Source organism: Kitasatospora sp. NPDC005751 (genome assembly GCF_040630835.1).
Taxonomy (GTDB): Bacteria; Actinomycetota; Actinomycetes; order Streptomycetales; family Streptomycetaceae; genus Kitasatospora.
The window spans coordinates 67869-92157 of the sequence record NZ_JBEXYC010000006.1 but is presented as its reverse complement, the minus strand read 5'-3'; the positions used below and the strand labels follow the sequence as shown (position 1 = coordinate 92157).

At 75.4% G+C, this 24289-nt stretch carries 17 protein-coding genes and 3 tRNA genes; 5 read left to right on the top strand and 15 right to left on the bottom strand.

What is annotated here, in order from left to right; genetic code table 11:
• The first annotated feature begins 128 nt into the window (after positions 1-128).
• Positions 129-866, top strand: a complete 738-nt coding sequence (locus ABZ497_RS08900) for an endo alpha-1,4 polygalactosaminidase (protein WP_359804178.1) — start codon at positions 129-131, stop codon at positions 864-866.
• A gap of 54 nt (positions 867-920) precedes the next feature.
• Here ABZ497_RS08900 and ABZ497_RS08895 read toward each other — a convergent pair whose 3' ends face one another.
• Positions 921-1121, bottom strand: coding sequence for a hypothetical protein (locus ABZ497_RS08895; RefSeq protein ID WP_329488653.1), 201 nt, complete (start codon positions 1119-1121; stop codon positions 921-923).
• 176 nt (positions 1122-1297) lie between these two features.
• Between ABZ497_RS08895 and ABZ497_RS08890 the strand changes: the two genes are divergently transcribed.
• A complete protein-coding gene (locus ABZ497_RS08890; RefSeq protein WP_359804074.1) occupies positions 1298-2263 on the top strand; it encodes an aldo/keto reductase in 966 nt (321 codons plus the stop codon).
• A gap of 64 nt (positions 2264-2327) precedes the next feature.
• Here ABZ497_RS08890 and ABZ497_RS08885 read toward each other — a convergent pair whose 3' ends face one another.
• From ABZ497_RS08885 to ABZ497_RS08860, 6 genes are all read right to left on the bottom strand, one after another.
• Positions 2328-3401, bottom strand: coding sequence for a C40 family peptidase (locus ABZ497_RS08885; RefSeq protein ID WP_359804073.1), 1074 nt, complete (start codon positions 3399-3401; stop codon positions 2328-2330).
• A complete protein-coding gene (locus ABZ497_RS08880) occupies positions 3398-4654 on the bottom strand; it encodes an SPFH domain-containing protein (protein WP_359804072.1) in 1257 nt (418 codons plus the stop codon). The genes ABZ497_RS08885 and ABZ497_RS08880 overlap by 4 nt, the downstream gene beginning before the upstream one ends.
• A 184-nt stretch (positions 4655-4838) precedes the next feature.
• A complete protein-coding gene (locus tag ABZ497_RS08875; RefSeq protein WP_359804071.1) occupies positions 4839-8120 on the bottom strand; it encodes an Ig-like domain-containing protein in 3282 nt (1093 codons plus the stop codon).
• A 621-nt stretch (positions 8121-8741) separates the two neighbouring features.
• Positions 8742-8817, bottom strand: a tRNA-Arg gene (locus ABZ497_RS08870).
• A 33-nt stretch (positions 8818-8850) separates the two neighbouring features.
• A tRNA-Arg gene (locus ABZ497_RS08865) sits at positions 8851-8926 on the bottom strand.
• A 217-nt stretch (positions 8927-9143) separates the two neighbouring features.
• Positions 9144-9237, bottom strand: a tRNA-Ser gene (locus ABZ497_RS08860).
• Positions 9238-9413: 176 nt separating this feature from the next.
• Here ABZ497_RS08860 and ABZ497_RS08855 point away from each other — a divergent pair.
• A complete protein-coding gene (locus tag ABZ497_RS08855) occupies positions 9414-13079 on the top strand; it encodes a PAS domain-containing protein (protein ID WP_359804070.1) in 3666 nt (1221 codons plus the stop codon).
• Between the two features lie 65 nt (positions 13080-13144).
• Here ABZ497_RS08855 and ABZ497_RS08850 read toward each other — a convergent pair whose 3' ends face one another.
• Both ABZ497_RS08850 and ABZ497_RS08845 read right to left on the bottom strand, forming a co-directional pair.
• Positions 13145-14806 carry a long-chain fatty acid--CoA ligase gene (locus tag ABZ497_RS08850; RefSeq protein WP_359804069.1) on the bottom strand — a complete coding sequence of 554 codons (1662 nt, stop codon included), beginning with the start codon at positions 14804-14806 and terminating at the stop codon, positions 13145-13147.
• A gap of 228 nt (positions 14807-15034) precedes the next feature.
• The gene (locus ABZ497_RS08845; RefSeq protein ID WP_359804068.1) at positions 15035-15424 is read right to left on the bottom strand and encodes a DUF4259 domain-containing protein; all 390 of its coding nucleotides are present in this window, start codon (positions 15422-15424) and stop codon (positions 15035-15037) included.
• A 102-nt stretch (positions 15425-15526) separates the two neighbouring features.
• Here ABZ497_RS08845 and ABZ497_RS08840 point away from each other — a divergent pair, with 102 nt between their 5' ends.
• Positions 15527-15724 carry a hypothetical protein gene (locus ABZ497_RS08840; protein ID WP_329488661.1) on the top strand — a complete coding sequence of 66 codons (198 nt, stop codon included), beginning with the start codon at positions 15527-15529 and terminating at the stop codon, positions 15722-15724.
• Positions 15725-15826: 102 nt separating this feature from the next.
• Here ABZ497_RS08840 and ABZ497_RS08835 read toward each other — a convergent pair whose 3' ends face one another.
• Entirely contained in the window at positions 15827-17092 is a 1266-nt protein-coding gene (locus ABZ497_RS08835; RefSeq protein ID WP_359804067.1) for a hypothetical protein, read from the bottom strand.
• A gap of 62 nt (positions 17093-17154) precedes the next feature.
• On the bottom strand, positions 17155-18033 hold the full coding sequence (locus ABZ497_RS08830) for a DUF1906 domain-containing protein (protein WP_359804066.1): 879 nt from the start codon (positions 18031-18033) through the stop codon (positions 17155-17157).
• 416 nt (positions 18034-18449) lie between these two features.
• Here ABZ497_RS08830 and ABZ497_RS08825 point away from each other — a divergent pair, with 416 nt between their 5' ends.
• Positions 18450-19271, top strand: coding sequence for an EamA family transporter (locus ABZ497_RS08825; RefSeq protein WP_359804065.1), 822 nt, complete (start codon positions 18450-18452; stop codon positions 19269-19271).
• Positions 19272-19341: 70 nt separating this feature from the next.
• Here ABZ497_RS08825 and ABZ497_RS08820 read toward each other — a convergent pair whose 3' ends face one another.
• The 4 genes from ABZ497_RS08820 to ABZ497_RS08805 all read right to left on the bottom strand — a co-directional run.
• Positions 19342-20100 (bottom strand): pyridoxal 5'-phosphate synthase, encoded by a 759-nt coding sequence (locus ABZ497_RS08820; RefSeq protein ID WP_329488665.1) that lies wholly within the window; start codon positions 20098-20100, stop codon positions 19342-19344.
• Between the two features lie 467 nt (positions 20101-20567).
• Positions 20568-20897, bottom strand: a complete 330-nt coding sequence (locus ABZ497_RS08815) for a hypothetical protein (protein WP_329488666.1) — start codon at positions 20895-20897, stop codon at positions 20568-20570.
• Positions 20898-21345: 448 nt separating this feature from the next.
• Positions 21346-22710 (bottom strand): FAD-linked oxidase C-terminal domain-containing protein, encoded by a 1365-nt coding sequence (locus ABZ497_RS08810; protein WP_359804064.1) that lies wholly within the window; start codon positions 22708-22710, stop codon positions 21346-21348.
• A 225-nt stretch (positions 22711-22935) separates the two neighbouring features.
• Positions 22936-24289: MFS transporter (locus ABZ497_RS08805; RefSeq protein WP_359804063.1), on the bottom strand; the 1354-nt coding region annotated here is incomplete at its 5' end.

Below are 24289 nucleotides of genomic sequence, written 5' to 3'. Positions count from 1 at the left end.
CGTCCGCACCTGCGACGACCGACCCCGGGACACCGAGCGCGCCCGGCACCCCGGCGCCCGCGACCACCCCGGGCACGCCGAGCGACCCGGGAACACCGGGCACGCCGCCGGCCCCGGGCCCCCCCTCGGTGCCCGGCACCCCGGGCACGCCGGCGCAGCCCGCCGGCGCCCGCTGGCAGCCCACCCCCGGCCTCGCCTGGCAGTGGCAACTCGGCGGCGGGGTCGACCAGTCGGTGGACGTCCCGGTCTACGACGTGGACGGCTTCGAGACCGACGCCGCCGTGGTCGCCGCCCTGCACGCCAAGGGCCGGAAGGTGATCTGCTACATCAACGCCGGCTCCTGGGAGGACTTCCGCCCCGACGCCGCCGCCTTCACCAAGGCTCTCCAGGGCTCCGGCAACGGCTGGAAGGGCGAGAAGTGGTTCGACATCCGCAAGCTGGACCAGCTGAAGCCGCTGATGGCGGCCCGATTCGACATGTGCCGGAGCAAGGGCTTCGACGCTGTCGAACCGGACACCATCGAGGCCTACAACCAGAACAGCGGCTTCCCGCTGACCGCCGAGGACCAGCTGCGGTACAACCGCATGCTGGCCTCGCTCGCCCATGAGCGCGGCATGGCGATCGGCCTGAAGAACGACCTGGACCAGATCCCCGCCCTGCTGCCCGACTTCGACTTCGCCGTGAACGAGGAGTGCGCGCAGTTCGACGAGTGCGCCCGGCTCTCGCCCTTCATCCAGGCGGGCAAGGCGGTCTTCCACGTCGAGTACAAGCTCGGCACGGAGAAGTTCTGTGCCCGGACCAAGTCGCTGGGCCTCAGCTCCATGCAGAAGAAGTTGGAGCTGGACGCCTGGCGGAAGTCCTGCTGAGGCCCCGTCGGGGCAGCAGGGCGTACCGGCCCGCCAGGCACTCCGTCGGACGGATTACTTGACAGCCAGCCAGATGACGGCGCCCACCACGACCAGCGCGACGACGGCGATCACGGCGATCAGACCGGTCCGGTTGCCGCCGCTGCTGCTGCCATAGGTGGAGACGGAGCCCGGAGCCTGGGGTGCCGGGGTCTCGTCGACGAACGCCCGGAACATCTGGGTGTTGCCGGCGGGGTCGTAGTCGTTGTCAGCCATGGCACGGACTCTAACGAATCCGCCGACCCCGCCGACACCCCGGACCCTCCTCCGGCGCCCCGCCCGCCCCGCCCGCCGGCCCGGGCGGGGCGGGCGGGGCGGGGCGAGTGCGACAGGCACGTGAACTCTGCCGCGACCACGGAATGCCGGTCCGGGCGATCCGGTTGACTCGGGTCATGACCGGAATCCACAGTGACGCCCCCGGCCGGGTCCGGCTCGGCACCTCCGACCTCGCCGTCCACCCCCTCTCCCTGGGCGGCAACGTCTTCGGCTGGACGGCCGACGAACAGCAGTCGTTCGCCGTCCTGGACGCCTACACCGCCGCCGGCGGCAACTTCGTCGACACCGCCGACACCTACTCCTCCTGGGTGCCCGGCAACACCGGCGGCGAGTCCGAGAGCATCATCGGCGACTGGCTGCGCAGCCGCGGCAACCGCGACGACCTGGTGATCGCCACCAAGGTCGGCCTCCACCCCGAGGCGCGCGGCCTGGGCGCGGCCACCATCAAGTCCTCGGTCGAGGGCTCACTGCGCCGGCTCGGCATCGAGCACATCGACCTCTACTACACCCACCAGGACGACGACACCCCGGTGGAGGAGTTCATCACCGCCCTGGACGAGCTGGTGAAGGAGGGCAAGGTCCGCGAGATCGCCGCCTCCAACATCGGCGCCGAGCGGCTCGCCGAGGCGCTGGCCTTCTCCGAGCGCGAGGGCCTGGCCGCGTACGTCGCCGTCCAGCCGCACTACAACCTGGTCTCCCGCGCCACCTTCGAGGGCCCGCTCGCCGACGTGGTCGCCGCGCACGGCCTGGCCACGGTGCCCTACTACGCCCTCGCCTCCGGCTTCCTGACCGGCAAGTACCGGCTCGGCGGCGGCGAGGTGGCCAGCGCCCGCTCCGAGGGCGCCTCCCGCTACCTGGCCGACCCGCGCGGCCCCAAGGTGCTGGAGGCGCTGGACACCGTCGCCGCCGAGCACGAGGCGGAGATCGCCACGGTGGCCCTGGCCTGGCTGACCACCCGCCCGACGGTCGCCGCGCCGATCGCCAGCGCCCGCCGGGTCGAGCAGCTGCCGCCGCTGCTCGCCGCCGCCTCGCTGCGCCTCACTGCGGGGCAGCTCGCCCTGCTGGACGCCGCCTCCGCCTGACCCCGGCGCGCGGCGGCCCCCGGCGGAATCGATCCGCTCGGGGGCCGCCGCGCCGGACGCGCCGTTACGGGCGTCCGAAATGGGTCGGGTAGAAGCCGCTGCTGAGGGTGGAGACCCGCACCGTCTTCCCCGGCCGGGGCGCCTCGACGAACTTCCCGCCGCCGAGGTAGATCCCCACGTGGTGGATCCCGGAGGCCCGGCCGCTGTCCGACCAGAACAGCAGGTCACCGCGGTGCAGCTGTCCGGCGGTGATCGGGGTGGTGGCCGCGTACTGGTCGTCCGCCACCCGCGGCAGGCTGATGCCGCTGCGCCGAAAGGCCTGCTGGACCAGCCCCGAGCAGTCGAAGCCCGACGGGCCGTCACCGCCCCAGACGTAGGGCTTGCCGAGCTGGGCGAGTGCGTAGTCGATCGCCGACTGCGTGCTGCGGGAGGACGGCCCGCTCCCGGCGGCCGGCCGGTCGGGCGCCGGGTCCGACCCGCCGCCGGTCCCGCTGGTGCGGCTGAGGTAGATGTCGTAGTGGCTGGTGTACCGCCACTCGCCGCTGCCGTTCTTGAACCAGTACTTCGAGCCGTCCCAGCCCTGCCGCAGACCCGAGGACGACCCACTCGACGACCCGCTCGACGAGGTGGGCGCCGGCGTGGACGCGGCGCCGTTGGAGACGGCCGCCTTGCCGGATCCCTTGCCGGATCCCCCGGATCCCCCGGACGCGCCGGTCGCGCCGGTACGGGCGGCGTAGACGTCGTAGTGGCCGGTCCAGCGCCAGGCGCCGTTCGCGGCCTTGAACCAGTACTTCGAGCCGTCCCAGCCCTGCTGGCCGGGCGCGGCGTGCGCGGACCCGGCACCGGCCGTCAGACCGACCACGCCGGTTCCCGCCAGCACGGTGGTGGCCAGGCAGGTGGTCCGCACGGCGCGGTGTATTCGCGCGCCACCGGACGTCCCGGCCGCCGGGCGGGCGGTGCGCGGCCGGGCCGCGCAGTTCGGGCAGCCGCAGCCCGCCACGGCGGGGGTGCTGCCGAGCGTCTCCTCGAAACCGATCAGCGCGGCGCCGGCACCGGCGAACTCCGCCTCGAACTCGGCTTCGAACTCGGCCTCGACGTCGGTCTCGAAACCGCTCTCCGTGCCGATGGCTATCCTCATGCCGGTCGTCCTTCCTTCCGCCCGGCCCGGGCGGCCGGGGACGGTACCGAAGCGGCCACTCCGGCCGGGGCGACGAAGGCGACCAGCAACTGCTCCATCAGAGCGCTGCGGGCGGCCTCGTCCAGCTCGTGCGCGGTCGCGCGCTCCAGCCGGCGGACGGCGAGCGCCGCCGCCTCGACCGCGTCGTCCACCAGCACCGTGCGCAGGCCCGCGTCCAGGTCGGCCAGTCGGCGTCGGCGCATCGACTCGGCGACCTCGGGCGCGTAGTCCAGCGCGAGCGGCTGCGCCGAGTAGACCTCCAGCCCGGCCGGGGCGACCTCGGCGGCCAGCGCCCTGGTCAGCTCGTCGGCGAACCACTGGCCGTCGCGCAGCGCCGGGCCGGGGGCCGCGTTGCTGTCGCACGGCAGCATGGACGCCGTCCGGGTCAGCACCGCCTGCACCTGCTCGCGCAGGTAGTGCTCGTGGTCCTCGATCGCCAGCAGCGCCCGGGCGGTGTCCTTGACCCGCCAGACGATCAGCAGCCGCACGACGATCGGCGTACCGGTTCGGTCGACCACCTTGACCGGCTCGCTGCGCCAGTGCCGCAGCCGCACGTCCACCCGGCGCCGGCGCAGCAGCGGGTTGACCCAGACCAGACCGGTGCGCCGGACGGTGCCGCGGTAGCGGCCCCAGCGGCTGAGCACCCGGGTCTCACCGCCCGCGTTGGCCAGCAGCCCGGCCAGCGCGAGGACGATCAGCAGACCGGCCGCGCTGACCGCGACGCCGGACCGCACCGTCACCTCCGCCCCGCCGCTGGCCCGGGCGGCGGCACCGCGCAGATCGGGCAGCGCCTCCCAGGACGGGATGACGCCGTCGTTCAGCAGGACCAGCACGACGGCGGCCACCCCCGCCAGCAGCGCCAGCAGCGCGATCCAGCCGGGCAGCACCGCGGCTCCGTGCTCGCGCAGCGCCTGGTCGGCGCGCGGGGGCCGGCGGGAGGTGGTCGCGGTGACCGCGCCGGGCGGGGTGGCCTCCGGCAGCTCCACCGCCTCCAGGACCGCCGTCTCCAGCGGGTCGCGCAGGTCGACCGGCGTGACCGCCGGACCGGGGACGACCGCCAGCGGCGTGGTCGCCGGCCCGTTGTCGATGGGTTTGCCCGTCTTGGGCGCCCTCGCCATCGGGCTGGAGCCGGAGGCGGAACGTTCCCGCAGGGTCGGCGGCAACGCCTTGGGCAGATTGTCGGGTCGCGGCGAAGAATCGCGGGTGACGTCCATGCACGGATCCTCGGGTTCGGTGTGTCGCGCAACGGGCGGCCCGGATCTGACGGGCAGTGCCAGAGTCAGGCTAAGTTCATACGTCATCAAATGCGACATTTGCGATAGAGCGTGTCGACATTTACTGACGAATCATCCATAGCCGATCTGACGCGCAGGCACATGAGCGGATGGTCGGAGCGGTTCAGCGTCGTCGGGCGCCGGGGCCTCGGGCGAAGACCCGGCGGGTGATCAGGCCGACCCCGGTGAGCAGCAGCAGGAGACCAGCGAGCCCAGCGCGCCAGCCCTCCGACCGGGAGTGGTCGGACGCGGGTTGCGCCTGCGTCGCCCCGCTCTCCGGGGAGGGCTCCGCGGACTGCTCGGCCGGGGGTGCGGCCAGGGCCCGGGAGGTCTCGGGCGAGACCTGCCCGGCGTGCACCGCCGGCGCGACCCCGGCGGTCGGGGTGGCGGTGGGGGCGGCTGTGGGGACGGCCGCGGTGGGGGCGGTCGACGGGGCGGCCGAAGTGGCTGGAGTTGCCGAAGCGGCCGGTGAGGTCGGCATCGCCGGGGCTGCCGGGATGGCCGTGCCGGTCGCACCGGAGGCGGACGCCCCGGCACTCGGGCTCGGGGCCGGTCCGGCGCTCGGGCTCGCACTCGCACTGGCCGGGGGCACCGTCCCGGCGGCGGGCGGGACGACGATCGGCAGCAACCCGGGCAGGACGGGCTCCGGGACGGCCTCGACGGCGGGGGCGGTCGGGGCAGTGGGGACGGTCGGGCTCGGCGGGGCGGGCACCGACGGCGAGACCGTCGGCACGGGCACGGCGGGGGCCGTCGCCGTAGGCCGGTCGGCCGACGGCGAGACGGCGGGCCCGGGCGGTGTGGGAGCCGTCGCCGGAGCCGGAGCCGCCGCGGACGCGGACGGCGCCACCACGGCGGGCGCGGAGGACGGCACCACCGGCGACGGCACCGCGACCGCCGGCCCCGACGCCAAGGGAACGGACGGCGAGGGAACGGACGGCGAGGGAACGGACGGCGAGGGAACGGACGCCAAGGGAACGGATGGTGAGGGAGTGGACGGTGAGGGAGCGGACGGTGACGGCGCGCCGGGCACCGGAACCGCCGGGGCGGTCGACGCCGCCGCAGGGGTGGACGCCGGTGCCGAGGGCGACGGCGAGGCCACCGAAGGGGACGGCGTCCCCGGCGCGGGCGGGACGGCCGCCGCGACCCGGACGGTGACCGCGTCCGCCGCCGTCCCGTTGCCCGCCAGGTCGGTCGCCGTGACGACCAGCCACTGCTCGCCGTCCGTCAGGTCTCGGTTGGCCGCGCAGGTCCAGCTGCCGTCGACGGCGGCGGTGGCACCGCAGGCCACGATCCGCTCCGCCGAGGCCGAGCTGCCGGCCCGGGCGGTGACGATCACCCGGGCCCCAGGCTCGGCCCGGCCGCCCAGCTTCGGGCGCGCCACCCGGACCGTCTCGCCCGCCGTCGGCGTGGTCAGCACCGGCCGGTCCGGCGGCACGGTGTCGACGAACAGCGTGAAGACCTGGCCCGGCGTCCGGTTCCCGGCGGCGTCGACGGCGTTCGGCGTCAGCTGGTGGCGCCCGTCCGGCAGGTTCTCCACCGGCAGGCAGGACCACCCGCCGTCGGACCGCACCGCCGTGCTGCACAGCTCGCCGCCCGCACCGCCGCCGGCGGCGCCTCGTGCCCCGGGCGGCCGGTCGGTGACCGAGACGGTGCTGCCCGGCTCCCCCGTGCCGGTCAGCTGGAGGCCGGGGTCGTTGGTGTATTCGGGGAGGGTGAGCACGGGAGCCGTGGGCGGAGCGGTCTTCACGGTGACCCGGACCGGATCGCCGCGCAGCACCAGCCCGCCACTGGTGGTCTCGACCGGGGTGAGGGTGTGCGCGCCCGCGGTCAGCGGCCCGCTCGGCCGGCAGGACCAGTCACCGCCCTTCTCGACCCGGGTCTTGCAGACCACCGCGTCCCCGTCGCGCACCTCGACCGTCGCTCCGGCCACCGCCCCCTCACCGCGCACCTGCGGGCGGGCGTCCGCGACGACGGTGCCGTCGACCGGGGTGGCGATCTCCGGCCGGGCGGCGCCGACCGTCAACCTGATCCGCTGGTCCGAGACCTGGCCTGAGTCGGCGAAGCCGCCGGCCGACACCAACTGGGCCGCGTCGCGGCCGATCCGCAGCCGGGCCCAGGTCTCCCCCGACGACGCGTTCGCGGGGACGGTCCACTCCAGGGTCGCGCTGTCCGCCGTGGCCGGGACCTCGGTCTGCACCCGCTCGGCGGGGTCGAACCGGCCGTTGCGGTCGAAGTCGACCCAGCCGGCCAGGGTGGCGGGGGCGCCACCCACCGCGACCGGGACGGTGACCCGGTAGTACCGGCCGATCGCGGCCTCGGCCGGATAGCCGACGGCCGGGTCGCCGCCCTGGTACTCGCCGCGCCCGGGCTGGAGCCGGGGCGGTGCCGGGCTGGAGAAGACGCTGCGCCGGCCGGCGCCGTGGTCGAGCTGGACCAGCGGCTCGCCGGCCGCGTCCGTGCCCCCGGCCGGGGTGGCGGGCGGCACCAGCGGGGTCGTGCCGGTGGTGGCGGCCCGCCGGCCGAGCCGGGCGGCGCCGCCGGCGTCCGCTCCGAGGAAGAGGTCGGAGAGCAGGTGGGAGGCGTTGTCGTAGCCCTGCGGGGCGGTGCCGACGCCCTCGTCCAGGGTGACGGTGTAGGCCTGGAGGAGCGGCGCCGGCGCGGGCGCGGCGGTGGAGCCGGCCCGGGCGGTGGAGCGCTGCTCGACCCGGAAGACGGCGGTGCGGAAGGTCCCGGCCAGCTCCAGGCTGCCCTCGGCGGCGGATCCGGCGTCGGCGGCGCCGCCCGCGCCGGCGGGGGCCAGGCTGTTGCCGTCGACCGTCCAGCCCGGCCAGTCGGTCCGGTTGACCAGGGCGGGTGCGCCCGGTGAGCCACCGGTGAGCGACAGACGCGAGACGGTGCCGGTGGCCCCGCCCTTTCCGGTGGCGACGGCGGAGAGTCCACTGACGTGCAGGCGGGGATTGCGGACCGGCCGGGAAAAGGCGATGCCGAGTGTTCCGACCGTGCGCCAGGAACCGTCCTTCTGCGGACGGTTGTCGGTGATCCGGAAGGTCTGCGCGGGATCTCCGGGCCGCAGTCCGTCCGTATAGAGGGCGGCCGCCCGACCGCCGCCGAACCGCTCGGCCAATTCCCCCGGCTCGGCCGCGACGTCGAATCCCGGGGCGGCGAAGAAATCGATGTGGACGGTGAGGCCGGAGGGAAGGACGGCGCTCCGGTCCCCCGACCAGGTGTCGGGGGACTGCTGGGCGGCGGAGGTGGGCGGGTTCCAGCCGATCAGCAGCGCGGCCGCCAGAGCCGCCGAGGCACCGGCCGCCACCAGGCGCGGCCGCCGCATTCCTCCCGTCCGGTACGCGGGCCGGGCCGGGGCCGGGGCGGACAGGGCGGCATCGCGGGGGGACTGTCGGCTCATCCGGCTCTCCTTCGGTATCGGCTGCCGGGGTGGCCGGGCAGTCTGGGCACAAGATCTGACAAAACGGAATCACGATCCTGGGCCGGTCATACTGCGACACCTGCGCTATCGGCCGGGTCCCACCCGTTCGGCGGTCATCCGACCGACAGGAAAGGATGTACCCGAAGGGAGTGGATTTCATCCATTAGCGGCGAATCGCGGGGAATCCGGGGGATTCCGATCGGGCGCCGCGGACCGGTACCTGACCGTGCGTCGAGCGCTCCCGTTGCGCATCACCGGTGCGAACGATCAGCGCGAACGATCAGCGCGAACGATCGGTGCGCTCGGCGGAGCCGGCGCCCGCACCTATCCACGCCGCCAGCGACTTCGCGACCGTTCGACCACGGGGCCGGCTTCGCCGGGGGGCTCCACCGGCAGCCGTCCGAGCCCGGCCGTGGCGCCCTCGGCCCGGCCGCCCGGAACCCGGAAACCGGAACCCGGAGCCCGGAGCCCGCAGTCCGGCCGCGGCGGACGGCCGGGCGATTCGGAGCCGGGCCGAGCGCCCGGGCCGCGCGGGGACCGACGGCCGACACGCGCCCGGAAAACGGAGAAGCCCCCGGCCGGTGGCCGGGGGCTTCTCGCTGGTGCGCTCAGCAGGATTCGAACCTGCAACCTCTTGATCCGTAGTCAAGTGCTCTATCCGTTGAGCTATGAGCGCAAGTGCCGGGCGGAACCCGGTCTTGCGAAGGTTTGGTGCGCTCAGCAGGATTCGAACCTGCAACCTCTTGATCCGTAGTCAAGTGCTCTATCCGTTGAGCTATGAGCGCTCGCCCTGGTGAACGTGCCAGCGGGGCGTTGCGGGGACAACATTACATGACCTGCGACGCGGGGCGAAATCGATTGATCCGGGCCCCGGAACGACCGGGCGGCGGCCCGATCCCCCGGCCCTCCGCGACCGGGCGCGCTCGGCGTCCGGCCCGGCCCCGACCGGGCCCCGGACATGCGAGAAGCCCCGCCGACGTGATCGTCGACGGGGCTCCCGGCTGGCGGAGGCTGAGGGATTTGAACCCTCGATGGGCTTTAAGACCCAAACCGCATTAGCAGTGCGGCGCCATAGACCGGACTAGGCGAAGCCTCCCCACATGGATCGCGCCCGCGTGGCGGACTCGCTCCGTGTGCCAGTGATGATGCCACAACCCGAGGGCCCGGCACCAACCACCGCCAACGTTACTAGGCGGGTCGTCCCCGCCGCAAAGAAGAATGAGATACTGCCTTCTCCGGAGGAGCTGCCCTGAGCCGAGGAGACCTGTCGACGTGAGCAGCAGGCCGATCCGAGGCGCTGCTCGCCTCGCCGCCATACTCGACGCCCTGCCCGACGCGTTGTTGCTGGTGAACAGCAACGGCACGGTCGTCGATGCCAACAGCGCAGCGGTCCAGGCGCTCCAGACACCCGGCACCTCACTGGTCGGCATGGGCGTACTGGACCTGCTGCCGGAGTTCGACCCGAGCCGGATCCCCGGCTCGATGCGGCCGAAACCGCGCGAGGACGACGCCCTCGACCGCCCGGTCCGGATGACCGCCCGCCGTACCGACGGCAGCACGTTCCCGGTCGAGGTCTCGGGCAACGACTTCGCCGACGACGGCGCGAGCGAGGGGCGGGGCTACGCGCTCTCCCCGCTCGTCCCCTACGACCCGTACCGCGAGGGCTCCCGGCCCTCCGGCAGCGACCTGCTCCTGCTGCTGGTCCGCGACCTCTCCAGCCGGCTCGGCGTCGAGGCGGAGCTGCGCCGTCAGCACAAGCAGACCGAGATGATCCTGCGGGCCGCCGCCGAGGGCGTGCTGGGCGTGGACCTCGAAGGCCGCTGCGTGCTGGTCAACCCGGCCGCCGCGCACATCCTGGAGTACCGGGCGAGCGAGCTGGGCGGGCGTGAGCTGCACCCGCTGATCCAGCACTCCCGGGCCGACGGCACCCCGCTGGCGCTGGAGGAGTCCGCGCTGCTGGACACCCTGACCTCCGGGCGCAAGCACCGGGTGCGCGGCACCGTGCTCTGGCGCAAGGACGGCCGTCCGGTCACCGTCGACCTCACCACCGCCCCGGTGCGCGACGGCGACCAGCTCGTCGGCGCGGTGATGACCTTCACCGACCGCAGCCGCGAGCTGGCCCTCGTCGCCCGCAACGAACACCTCACCGCCGTCCTGGAGAGCGAGCTGGGCGGCGCCCTGACCGCGCTGCACCGGCGGATCGACGCGCTCGCCGCCGACCCGGCCGGCCAGCTCTGGCCGGAGGCCAACTGGACGCTGCGACGGCTGGCCGACGAGTGCCGGCGGTTCGGCAAGCTGATCGACGGCGTCCTGGCCCACCAGCGTTCCGAGGCCGAGAACGCGGCCGGCGGCCCGGCCGACGACAAGGACGGCGCGAGGCCCGCCGCCGACCGGGTGCCGGTCGGCCTGGACAAGGTGATCCGCAAGGCCGTCGAGCACGCGGGCGAGCTGGTCGGCGCGGGTCGGGTGCGGTTCTCCGTGCACGCCGCCGCCGTCGAGGTGATCGCCGACCGGGAGCGGCTCGCCCAGGCGCTGGCCCACCTGGTCGCCGACGTCAGCGGGGTGGCGCTCTCGCTCGACGCCCCGCCCGCCGTCGGCTCCCCCGGGCTGAACCCCGCCGGGACGGCCGCGCCGGCCCCGGCCGAGGGCGACGCCCCGATGGTGGTGCTCGCGGCCGCCCAGCGCGGCGACGTCGCCCGGGTGGAGATCCGCGGCCCCGGACGCGGCGGCAGCCCCGTCCACCTGCCGATAGCCCGCACGGTGGTCGAGCGCCACGGCGGCGTGCTCCAGCCGCACGAGCTGCCCGGCAAGGCCGGCACCACGTACGTCGTCGAGCTGCCGCTGGACCCGGTCGCGGCGAAGGCCGCCGCCGAACGCGCCTCGGCCGAGGGCCGGTCGGACCGGCCCAAGGAGAGCGACAGCGCGGTGCTGCCCGACCTGCCGGGCATCCCGCAGCTGCCCGCGGCCCGGCGCCCCGAGGACGACACCGAGAAGGCACCGGCCGACGGCCCGGCACCCGCCGGGGCGTCCGACCCGGCGCCCGGACCGGAGCAGGCCGTGAACGAGGAGCCGGCGCAGCCGCCGGTGGCCGAGCGGCGCGGGCGCCGGGGCCGGCCGGCGGCCGAACCCGAGGCCGTGCCCGAGGCCGACGCGGCGGCCGCCGCCGACCGTTGGCCGAACGCCCCGGCACGGGTCGAGCGGGCCGTCCCCGAGCAGTGGAACGGCACCGGCAACGACCCCGCGTACGGGCGCCAGGGCGGGGGCGCCACCACCGCCCAGCCGAGCGACCCGTGGGGCAAGGACGACGGCCGGTCCGGCACGGCGTACGCGGTGCCGGTCGACGGCCTCCCGGAGGAGCCCGCCGCGGCCGCTCCGGCGGCGCCGCGCGGCCCGTTCGCGCTCGGGCCCGGCACCGCACCCGCCGACCCCGCCCCACCGGCTCCGGCCGACACCCCCGCCGCCGGTACGCCGGCCGGCGGCACCCCGGCGACCGGCGTACCGGTCGGCCCGGCCGCGGGCGTTCCGGCCGGTGCCGAGGCCTTCGGCCGGCCAAGCGCGGAGGGCGACGGCGCGGAGGAGCCGAAGCCGTCCCGGCGGCGCCGCGCGCTGCCGGCCAACGAGGACTCGTCCGGCGGGTTCGCGCTGCCCGGCATGCCCGAGTCCGCCCCGGTCTACCCCGGCCTGGAGCACGCGCTGCCCGCCGGTCCCGCGCCGGCCCCGCCCCAGCCGCCCGCCGCCCCGCCCACCGGCCGGCGCCGCCGGCTGGCCGTTCCGCCCGGCCCCGACACCGAGGCCCCGGAGGTCGCCGCGCAGCCGCCGTCGGCGCACGGATCGGCCGAGGGCGCTCCCGGCGCCCTGGAGCTCGCCCGGCCCGCGCTGCCCGCCGCCGGCTCGGACGGACCGGCCACGACCGGCCCGGACGGCCCGCAGCCGGTCGGCACCGGCCTGGCCGAGCTCGCTCCGCCGCGCCCCCTCGGCGCCCCCGGTGCTCCGGGCGGCTCCGGTACGGGCGTTCCGGCCGGACCGGCCGGACCGGCCGGACCGGCCGAGGCCTTCCAGGCCGCCCCGGCGGCGCCGGCCGCCGCACCGCAGCTGCCCGCCGCGCCCGAGGCCAGGACGGCGCCGCGCCCGATGGCCGAACTGCCCGCCGCCGGTCACGACGACCCCGTCGAGCACCCCGCACGCCCCGTCCCGGCCGGGGACGGCGGCCCGCGCCGGCTGCTGGTCTGGCCCGAGCCGGACCCGGCCACCCGGCAGGCCCTGCAGGACCGCGGCTACCGGCCGGTGATCGTCCGCTCCCGCGAAGAGGTGGACGCCCAGATCGCCGGTTTCCCCGCCGCGCTCTTCGTCGACCCGCTGACCGGCCCGATCACCCGGACCGCCCTGCAGTCGCTGCGCACCGCCGCCCTCAACAGCAGGGTCCCGGTCCTGGTCACCGCCGGCCTCGGCCAGGCCACCCGGGACGCCGCGTACGGCGCCGACCCCGCCGTGCTGCTGCGCGCCCTCGCCCCTCGCGACGGCGAGAACCACGCCCCCCGGGTGCTGCTGGTCGAGGGCGATCCGGACATCGCCGCCGCGATGATCAGCAGCCTGGAGCGGCGCGGCATGCACGTCGAGCACGCGGTGGACGAGACCGACGCCGTCGCCCGCGCCAGCAGCGTGCAGCCGAACCTGGTGGTGATGGACCTCTTCCAGATCCGCCGCCGCCGGGTCGGCCTGCTGGACTGGCTGCGCACCAACGATCGGCTGCACCGCACCCCGCTGGTCGTCTACACCTCGGTCGACCTCGACCCGCGGGAACTGCCCCGGCTGCGCACCGGCGAGACGGTGCTGTTCCTCGCCGAGCGCTCCACCAGCGCCGACGTCCAGTCCCGGATCGTCGACCTGCTCGGGCGGATCGGCGCGATGGGCGAGGCGGGCGTCGCGGCCGCCGGCTGACACGACCGGGGGCCGGCCACCCGTGGTGGCCGGCCCCCGGACCCGGCTGTTCCCGCCGCTGTCCGCTACTCCTTGCCGAGCACCGTGACGTCCAGCTCGTCGGCCGCGTAGCCGGCCCGGATGACCTTCTTGTCGAACTTGCCGACCGAGGTCTTCGGCACCGCGTCGACGATCGCCCAGCGCTCCGGCAGCTGCCAGGAGGCGATCCGCTCGGCCAGGAACGCGCGCAGCTCCCGCAGTCCGGCCGTGGCGCCCGGCCGCAGCACCACGGTGGCCAGCGGGCGCTCGCCCCACTTCTCGTCCGGGACGGCGACCACGGCGGCTTCGGCCACCTCCGGGTGGGCCATCAGGTGGTTCTCCAGGTCCACCGAGGAGATCCACTCGCCGCCGGACTTGATGACGTCCTTGGCGCGGTCGGTCAGGGTCAGGTAGCCGTCCGGGGTGATGGTGCCCACATCGCCGGTGCGCAGCCAGCCGTCCTCGGAGAACTTGTCGTCGGGGCGCTCCGGGTCGTGGCCGGCGCCGCCGTAGTACGCGCCGGCGATCCACGGCCCGCGCACCTCCAACTCGCCCGCCGAGACGCCGTCGTGCGGCATCCGCTCGCCGCCCGGACCGGTCAGCCGGGCCTCGACGGAGGCCGGGAAGACGCCCTGGGTGACCCGGTACGGCCACTCCTCCTCGGGGGTGAGGCCGCCGGGGGCCTGGGCGAAGGCGCCGAGCGGCGAGGTCTCGGTCATCCCCCAGGCGTGCACGACCCGGATGCCGTGCCGCTCGTCGAAGGCCTTCATCAGGGCGGGCGGGCAGGCGGAGCCGCCGATGACCACCATGCGCAGGCTGGAGGTGTCGTAGTCGCCCGCGTCCAGCTCGTCGAGCAGACCGCTCCAGATCGTCGGCACCGCGGCGCTCACCGTGGGCCGCACCCGGGCGATCATCTCGGCCAGCGGCTTCGGCTGGAGGAAGCGGTCCGGCATCAGCATGCCGGCACCGGACATGAAGGCGCCGTGCGGGATGCCCCAGGCGTTGACGTGGAACATCGGGACGACCGGCAGCGCGATGTCGCGCGGGGTGAAGGCGAAGTTGTCGCCGGTGTTGACCTGGAGGGCGTGCAGGTAGACCGAGCGGTGGCTGTAGAGCACGCCCTTCGGGTCACCGGTGGTGCCGGAGGTGTAGCAGAGCACGGCGGCCTGGCGCTCGTCGATGTCGGTCCGCCACGGGAACGTGGTGGGCCGTCCGGCGATCAGGTCCTCGTAGTCGTGCACGGCGCCGGTGAAACCGGCCAGTACGGACCGGTCCCCGGGGCCGCTGACCACGATGTGCTTGAGGGTGGGGGCGAGTTCCGGCAGGACGGCCGCCAACAGCGGGAGCACGGTGCCGTTGACGATGATCACGCGGTCGGCGGCGTGGTTGACGATGAACGACAGCTGGCCCGGCGGGAGCCGCAGGTTGAGCGTGTGCAGCACCGCTCCCATGGACGGGGCCGCGAGGTACGCCTCCAGGTGCTCGGCGTTGTTCCACATCAGCGTGGCCACCCGGTCGTCCCCGGTCACCCCGAGCTCGTCCCGCAGCGCGTGGGCGAGCCGCGCGGCGCGCGCGCCGACCTCCGCGTACGTCCGGACGACCGGGCCGGTGCCGTCCCAGGTCGTGACGGTCGACCGCCCGTGGATGGTCGACCCGTGCTCCAGGATCCTGGCGACGGTGAGCGGGACGTCCTGCATCGTGCTGAACACGGGTCCTCCTTGACCGGGCGGCACTGCGGCGGCGACTGCGACGGTCACCGGGCGGCTACTGGGCGGTAATAGCGGCAGTCGAGCCCGATTGTGCCTCTCCACCTGCCCGCTGTCAGCATTCCGGCACCGTTGCACGGGTCACGGATTCGCCGCGTCGGCCGGGGGCGGCGTCCTTGGGCCGCGTCGGCCGTGGGCGGGGTCCTCGGGCCGTGCCCGCCGCCCGTGACGCTACGGGGCCAGTCCGTCCCGCTCGCGCTCGCGGGCCAGGGCCGCCAGGTCGTCGAAGGTCCGCAGCAGGACGGCCCGCCGCTCCTCCTTGTGCCCGGGGGCGGGCTCCAGCCCGTCGATGCTCTGCTCCCAGACCGCCATGAAGTCCGCCTTCCAGCCCTCGATCGTGGCCGCGGCGGGCAGACCGGCGCCGACGTAGTGGCGGGAGGCGATCAGGTGGAGCAGTTCGAGGTTGCACGGGACGGCCGTGCCCCAGTACTCGTCCGCCTCCAGCTCGACCCGGTCACCGGCCATCGCCTGCTCGACCTCGCCGATCAGCCGGGCCGTGAACTCGCCGAGGTGATCGGCGGCCGCGTCGCTGTCGAAGTTGCCGCTGCCCCAGGTGCCCATGCGTCCTCCGTGATCGGGTCGATCGGTCAGCCCTGTTGTAGCGGGCCGCACTGACACTGCCGCGGCCGGTCGCACCGACAGCGGCACGCGATACTGGGCGGCATGAGCGACAGTCATGACGATCGCCGGGTACAGCCCGAGCCGGCCGGGTTCCGCGTGCCGTGCCCGTGCTGTTCCGACGGGGTGCGGACACGGGCGCGGCTGGGCGTCCGGGCCGACCGCTCGGGTACCGGGCACATCCCGGAGACCTGCCGGGACTGCGACGGGCGCGGCTGGCTCTCCCTCGGCCTCCGGGACTGAGGCGCGCCCGCCGGCCCGAGCCGCGGAACGACACCGGGTGGCAAGCCGGGCGGGGCCGGCGGGTGAGCCGTACCCGCGTGGGCGGGCGAGGGCAGCGACCGGTCAGACCTGCCGGTCGGGGCGGTACAGGCGGACGCAGACCCCGGGGTCCGGCAGGTAGGCCGGGTCCAGGACGTACCCCTGCTCGGCGGCGACCCGCAGGACGTGCTGGGCGCCCGCGCCGCGATAGGTCGCGAGGTTGACCCGGATCCGCCGGGGCGCCTCGGCGCCCTTGCCGTTGCCCGGGCGGACCTCGCGCGCGACGATGCGGCGGACGTGGCGGTCCCAGGCGGCGGCGCTGCCCGTGAACTCCGCCCGGAAGGCGCGCGGCCCGACCGCCCAGCGGGCGCCCCAGCGGTCCCAGTAGTCGGGCTCGGGGTGCTTCACCCAGAAGGCCAGCAGGCTGAGCACCCCGCAGACGGGGACGTAGGCGATCTGCAGCACGAGCATGAACGGCAGCAGGAACGCGGACCGGCCCGGTCGGGCGCCCCACGGCGTGCCCGGGGCGGCCGGCGGATCCTGCGGGCCGGGTGCGGACACCCGGGGCGGGGCGGGGTACCGGCGGCTCAGCCGGACACGCGCCAGGTCGCCGCCGGCGGGCACGCCCTGCCAGCCGTAGCGCTCCGCGAGCCGGACCACCCCGGCCGCGCCCAGGCCCCGGTAGAGGCGGACCGCCAGCTTGACCCCGACGGTGCGGCCGAAGTCGGCCTCGACGTCGCCGTCACCGGCGGCGTACCCCGCCTCGGCGAGCCGGATCCGGCGCTCCAGGATCGGGCCGACGTACCGCTCCCAGTCCTCCGGGCGGCCGGTGAGCTCGGCCTTGAGGCGGCGCGGTGGGACGAAGGTGCGGTTGACCTTCAGCCAGGAGTCGGACTCGGGACCGGACGGGCCGCCGGCACCGGTCCAGAGCAGGATCGCGAACAGGGCGACCAGGGCGGCGATCCAGACCGGTGCGTAGATCCACTGGAGGGTGAACTGCAGCAGCACGGCGATCCGGCCGCGGCGCGGCCGGGGGCCGGGGAAGCCGTCGTCGAAGGACGCGGCGGCGGGTGCGGCGAGCCCGGCGGGCGCTGGTTGCGGTGGGAGCGGCTGGGCGTACGGGTTCGGCCCGGCGTACGGCTGGGGCTGGGGCTGGGGGTACGACTGGGGGTGCCCGTACGGGCCGGCGGCCGGGCCGTACGGCTGCGGGTACGGCTGCGGCTGCGGGTACGGCTGCGGCTGGGCGTACGGGTTCGGGCCCGTGTACGGGCCGCTCTGCGGGTACGGCCCGGGCGGTGGGATCGCGCCCTGCCCACCCGCTCCGGCGTAGTGCCCCTGACCCTCCGACATGCCCGTCCCCCTCCGTGCGGCCGATCGACGGGACACCCTATCCGGCCCGGGTGCCCGGCCCGTCAGCCCGCCAGCGGCGCGTCCACCTGGTTGCGGTCGACGGTGAGCGTGGCGCCGCCGTACGTCTCCGTCACGTTGCCCCGGTACTGGTGGACGCGCTGGCGGTCGGCCCAGAGGTCGGAGGTGAGGGCGCCACTGTCGGCGGTGTCCGCGTGGTCGTCCCAGCGGGCGTACCAGAGCGTGTCGGGCAGCGGGGAGCTGCCCGCGCGGGCGGCCGCGGCGAGGTCGGCGACGCCGGAGTCGAGGCTGGAGTAGAAGCCGGACCGGTAGCCGACCGCGTGCAGCCCCTGGGTCCAGCCGAGCGCGAAGTCGACGACGGCCTGGCCACAGGCCGGGTCCTGCGTCGGGTACGACTCGATGTCCAGGAACACCGGGCTGCCCTTGCCGAGTCCGACGGCCGTGAGGCCGCGGACCGCCTCGGCCGCTTCGGCCCGCCCCTGCTGGGCCGCGCGGGCCGGGTCGATCCGCTGCGGCTTGCCCTTGAGCTCGCTGCACGGCGCCTGCAGCCCGACGTGGACGGGGAGGAATCGCCAGCCCATCGCCCGCGCCTGGCGGACCCAGTCGGCGGTGAGCCCCGGCTGCGCGCAGCCGCGCTGGGACCCGCTGGTGTAGATGCCGACCGCGCCGTAGGGCGAGGTGCCGCGCCAGGCCCGGAGGGTGTCGAGCGGGGGTGCGGTGCAGGCGTCGAAGGCCGCGCCGCTGTAGAGGTCGCGGACCCGCTGGGCGGGCGGGCCGGACCGGTCGGGCAGGACGGTGGCCCGGATGCGGGATGCCGCGGCGGCCACCGGAGCGGTCGCCCCGGCGCTCACGCCTGCCCCGTCGATCGCGAGCAGGAGCACGAGGGAGGCGGCGGCCAGGGCCGCGGGGCGGAGATAGCGCACCCCGCCTTGATACTGACGGGCCATCGGACGAATACGGCAACCGCGCCGCACGCTCCGGCGAAGCTCACCCTTTCAGACGCACCCGTCCGCATCCGTCCGCATTTTGGTAACGAGCTTGCCCCCAAGTCACTCCTTACGGCAAACTCGCCACTATGCCCACGCCCCACACCGGCCAAACCACCTCCCCGACGCCGGCCGCCGCCGTCGCCGAGGCCCTTGCCATGCCGCCCGCCCCCAAGGGCGAGCCCGCCGGCGAGCCCGCCGGCGAGCGCGGTGGTTGGCGACGAGGCGGGGCCCCGGGCCCGGGCCAAGGGCTGTCACCGGGCAGGCGACCCGCCGAGCCGTCCGGCCGGCGGTACTCGAAGCTCGTGCGGCGCCCGGAGCGAATCCCGGCGCCGTTCCTGTGTCTGGCCGCGATGTTCCTGGTGCAGCTCGGCATCGCGCTGTCCAAGCCGCTCTTCGACCCTCTCGGGGTGAGCGGCACGACCTTCCTGCGGCTCGGGTTCGCGGCGGTGATCCTGCTCGCCGTCACCCGCCCCAGGCTGCGGGGCCGGCGGCCGCGCGACCTCGCCGCCGCCGGTCTGCTCGGGGTGGCGTCCGCCGGGATGACGCTGCTCTTCGCCGGAGCGATCGACCGGCTGCCGATGGGCACCGCCGCGACGATCGAGTTCCTCGGCCCGCTCGCGGTCGCGCTGATCTTCGCCCGCCGGGCCAGCCATCTGGTCTGGGCGCTGCTCGCGGCCGGCGGAGTGGCCCTGCTGACGCTGCTCGGCGAGGGCGGCGGCGGATCGTCGCTCGACCCGGTCGGCCTGGCCTACGCCTTCGGCGCGGCCGCCTGCTACGCGGCGTACATCCTGTTCACGGACAAGGTCGGCGCCGCGTTCCAGGGGTTCCAGGGGCTGGCGGTGTCGATGACGGTCGGCGCCCTGACCCTGGCGCCGTTCGGATTCGGCCAGGCCTGGGACGGGCTGACCGCGCCCGGCGCCTCGCCGCTGACCCTGCTGGTCGCGGTGGCCGGGGTCTCGCTGCTGCTGCCGGTGATCCCGTACGCGCTGGAGATGACCGCGCTGCGACGGATGCCGCAGCGGGTGTTCAGCGTCCTGGTCAGCCTGGAGCCGGCGGTCAGCGCGCTGGTCGGCCTGGTGGTGCTGGGCCAGCTGCTCGGCGCGGTGCAGCTGGCCGGTATCGGCTGCGTGGTGGCCGCCAGCGTGGGGGCCACGCTCACCGGGCGGCGATGACGGGGGGCGGAGTGACGGGGGCGGAGTGACGGGGCAGCCTCCTGCACGGAGGGGCCCCGTCGGGCGTCCGTTACGGCCAGAGCAGGGTCCGCGACCACTCCGGGGTGCGGACCGGGCCCGTCCGGGTGTAGCGCAGCCGGACGTGGCGGCGGTTGGCGTCGCCCTGCCAGTACTCCACCTCGTGCGCCCAGAGCGTGTAGACGGCGTGCCCGGCCGCGACGGTGTCCGGAGTCGTCTCCAGCCGGCGGCGGGCGACCGCCTCCGCCTCGTCGTACTCGGCCAGCGAGGCCAGCGGCTCACTCTGCCGGCCGACCAGCGCACCGACCCGGGCGGCCGGGGAGCGGGTGGCGAACTCGGCGGCCGCGACCTGGTCGGCGGCCCGCTCGACCGTGCCGCGGACCCGGACCTGACGGCCCAGCGGCGGCCAGTAGAGGGTGAGCGCGGCGGCCGGGTGATCGGCGAGCTGGCGGCCCTTGGGGCTGTCCGCGGCGGCCGAGAAGACCCAGCCGGTGCCGGAGGCGTCGACATCGCGCAGCACCAGCACCCGGGCGTCCGGCAGACCGTCGGCGTCCACCGTGGAGAGCGTGGCCACCTGCGGGTCCAGCACACCGGCCGCGAGCGCGGTCGCCAGCCACTCGGCGAAGAGCAGGCCGGGCTCGGCCGGTGCCGACTCGGCGTCGAAGGACGGCAGCGGGCGGGCCATCGGCGGGCGGCCGAGCAACAGCTCGGGTACGGACCTGGGCGCGGGCCTCGACTCGGGCCTCGATTCCGATCCCGGGGCAGGCCTGGCCTCGCCCGGGCCGCTCAGGCCCTCCTCCTCCGCTGCCATCGCGCCCTTCCTTCCGGTTGCCGCGGACGCAGCCCCTCGCCGGCGGGGCCGTCGGGGCCCCGGGCGCGAGGTGCGCTGTCGGAGCGCAACCGTACCGCCGACGGGTGACCGCTCGGTGCGCGCCCTCGTCGGGAGCGGGCGTAGGGACCGGCGCGAGCCGGCCGCAGGCGGCTTCCGGTGGGCGTGGGTGGCGGCCGCGCTCCGTCCGGCGCTCCGGGGCACGGCGGCCCGGGGCACGGCGTTCCGGGGCCGCGCCCTCCGGGGCCGCGCCTTCCGGGCTGGGTGCGTGAACGCACTCGTGGGCGGTGCCGATCGACGGCACCGCCCACGAGGCCGGCTTGCGGTGACCCTTTCCGCTACCCGGTTCCCTGCATCGAGTTGTCTCACTTCGAGCCCCACCGCGAGCGCTCGACCCACTCGCGGTCACCCACCTCCGGCGCCCCCGCCGGCGGTGGCACCCGTTCCCGTCAGTTGAAGACCGGTGCAAAGACGATGTTGAAGTTCTTGTTGGACTGACCGGCCAGGATGGTGCCCGAGTTGTCCTTCACCGCGAGGGTGTTGGCCTGGTTCGAGGCACCGGACCCGGTGGCCGTCTGCTGGGTCGACACGTAGTTGCCGTCGACGGAGCCGAAGACGTTACCCGTGCCGACGTTGGACACCACCCCACTGTTGGAACCGTCGTTGGCCAGCGCGCCGTTGTCGGCGGCGGCGGCGCCGGCGCCCGCCAGCAGCAGACCGGCCGCAAGCGGGGCCGCGACCAGAAGACCGGCCAGCCGGCGGTGGCGAGTGCGAACCATGAGAGCCTCCAAGAAAGCTGTAAATCGTGCATTGTGTGCGGGAGTTCGTCGGCCAGACGAACCCTGCGGGCTGCGACGCCGAGAGACAGACTTCCGCAACAAATCGACAAAGCACCACCTAGCGCCCCCGTTTTCGCCCGTTAGCGTGATATCCAGGGCGACAGTGAATAACGAGCGCTCCAGCGGACAGTGCGCCGACACACCGGCACTCACCTGGCATTTCGCCCGAACGGTGGCGCCTGGCGCGACGTTCGGGAGCGGCGCGCGGGGAGCACACGAAGAACCAGGCGCACCACCCTGGCGCACGACATAGGCGAACGCGCCCCCTTTGCGGAGGGCCATTCGACCTTGTCGATATATCCAGCCATCCTGCGACTATCCCACCATCCTACTTAGCTCATGGGAATGCGGCGGCCGAAGGCCCTGGAAAGACGCTCAGGGCTGATTATCAGACCGCCTTGCCGGGGTTGAGAATGCCCAGCGGATCGAAGACCGCCTTCAGCTGCTGCTGCAGTTCCAGCGCCACCGGCCCCAGCTCGCGTGCCAGCCACTCCCGCTTCAGCAGCCCGACCCCGTGCTCTCCGGTGATCGTGCCGCCCAACTCCAGCCCCAGCGCCATGATCTCGTCGAAGGAACGCTGCGCCCGGGCCGACTCCTCCGGATCGTCCGCGTCGAAGATGACGATCGGATGGGTGTTGCCGTCGCCCGCGTGGCTGACCACCCCGATGGTCAGCGCGTGCCGCTCGGCGATCGCGGCGACGCCGTTCAGCATCTCGGCCAGCCGCGAGCGCGGCACCGCCACGTCGTCGATCATCGTGGTCCCCAGCCGGTCCATCGCGGGCAGGGCCAGCCGGCGTGCCTGCAGCAGCAGTTCGGACTCCGCCTGGTCCTCGGCCGGCACCACCTCGGTCGCGCCCGCCGCCCGGCAGATCGCGCCCACCACCGCGAGCTCGGCCGCCGGGTCCGGCCCGTCGAAGGCCACCAGCAGCAGGGCCTGGGTCGACTCCGGCAGCCCCATCTGCCCCAGCTCGTTGACCGCCCGCACGGAGACCGTGTCCATCAGCTCCATCAACGACGGCGTGAGGCCGCGCGCCATCACCTCGCAGACCGCCGCGCCCGCCGTGTCCGCGCTCGGGAAATCCGCGGCCAGCGCCAACTGCGGTGCCGGAGCGGGCCGCAACGCCACCACGGCGCCCACCACCACGCCCAGCGTGCCCTCCGAACCGACCAGCAGCCTGGTCAGGTCGTAGCCCGCCACCCCCTTGGCCGTCCGACGACCGGTGGACAGCAGCCGCCCGTCCGCCAGCACCACGTCGAGGCCCAGCACGTACTCACTGGTCACGCCGTACTTGACGCAGCAGAGCCCGCCCGCGCCGGTACCGATGTTGCCCCCGATGGTGCAGGACTCCCAGCTGGACGGGTCCGGTGGGTAAGCCAGCCCCACCTCTCCGGCCGCCCTGGACAGTTCCGCGTTCACCACGCCCGGCTCCACCACCGCGATCCGGTTCACCGGATCGACCTCCAGGATGCGGTTCATCTTCACCATCGACAGCACGATGCAGCCGTCCACCGCGTTGGCCGCGCCGGAGAGCCCGGTCCGGGCGCCCTGCGGCACCACCGGTACGCGCAGCTCGGTGGCGGTCCGCAGGACGTGCTGCACCTGCTCGACCGTCTCCGGGAAGACCACCACGGCGGGGTTGCCGGCCGCGCAGAAGCCCGCCATGTCGTGGCTGTAGGCGGCCATCACGTCCGGGTCCACCACCAGGGCCCCACCCGGGAGCCCCGTCGCCAGTCGGTCCGTCAGATCACTCATCGCCGCCTCCGATCGCCGCCCGGCACACGCCGCCCCGGCCTCACGCCGCCGGTCGTACGCGGTCGCGCCGCACGCCGCCGAGTCGTAGGAGATCGAGCCGCACGCCGCCCATCGCCTCTGCCCGCACTCTGCCCCGCCACCGCACGACCGGCAAGTACGCCGCTCCGGCCCGCCCCTGTCCGGTTCTCGGCCCTCGGTCCACGAAGCGACGGCACGGGCCGCGGCTCAGACCCGGCGCAGTGCGGGGGACGCCCAGGCCGCCAGCCCCGCCCCGCCGGCGGCGAGCGCGCAGAGCGTCGTCGGCCACCTGGCGCCGGCCACCTCGGCGAGGAGACCGAGCAGTCCGGTGGACAGCACCAGCGCCGCACTCTGGACCAACGTCAACAGAGCCTGGACCCGGGCGAGATGGCCGACCGGGGCACCGCGGAGCACCAGCGGTCCGAGGTGGCAGGCGAACAGCCCCGACCCCGCCCCGGCCAGCACGCTGCCCGCCACCGCCGTGGCCGGTGCGGACGCCCAGGCCAGCACCGCGGTCCCCACCGAGGCCACGCAGAGCCCGGCCGCCGCCCCGGCTCCTGCCCTGCGCAGGCCGCCCCGCCAGGAGACCAGCCCCGCCACCGCGAGCACCCCGGCCCCCTGTCCACCGGCCGACAGCCCGGCCGACCAGGCGCCCCAGCCGTGGGCCCGGGCGAGCAGCGGCGCGAGGAGCGGGACCACCGGCAGCAGCGCCCCGGCCGCGGCGCCGGTGAGCAGCAGCGCGGCACGCAGCAGCGGATCCGCCAGGGCCAGCCGGACCCCGGCCGCCGCCTCCCGCAGCAGCCCCGGCGCGGACGGTCCGCACCCCGCCGCCTCCCGGTCGGTCGGCCGCGCCGCCGCCGGCTCCACCGGCCGGATCCTCAGCAGCACCAGGAGGAGCACCCCGAAACTCGCCGCGTCCACCAGGGCCGCCCCCGGCAGGCCGCCCGCCGCGACCAGGACACCGCCGAGCGGTGCGCCCAGCAGGGCGGCGGTCTGCCCGCCGGCCTGCCGCAGCGCGAGGGCCCGCGGCAGCTGCGCCGCGCCCACCAGACGGCAGGGCATCGATCCGCTCGCCGGGAGGTAGAACGCGTCGACGGTGCCGATCACGGCAGCCGCCAGGAGCAGCAGCCGGAGCGGCGTGCCCCAGACAGCCGCGGCGGCCGCGAGGGCCAGGGCGGCGACCAGCATCACCGCGTCCCCGGCGAGCATCACCCGGCGGGCACCGAACCGGTCCGCCACCGCGCCGCCCAGCAGGACCAGGACGGTGCGGGGCAGCGTGATCGCGGTCAGCACCAGGCCTGCCGCGCCCCCGCCGTGCGCGGAGGCCGCCCAGCCCAGGGCGAGGTACAGCGCGGCGTCGCCGAGCAGACCGGCCTGGGTGCCGGCCAGCCAGAGCAGGTACGGGCCCGGGAGCGCGGCCCGGGCGGGAGGGTCGGCGGGCGTGGTGCCGGTGTCCGTCGCGGGTGGGTCGGCGGGCGTGGTGCCGGTGTCCGTCGCGGGTGGGTCGGCGGGCGTGGTGCCGGTGTCCGTCGCGGGTGGGTCGGCGGGCGTGGTGCCGGTG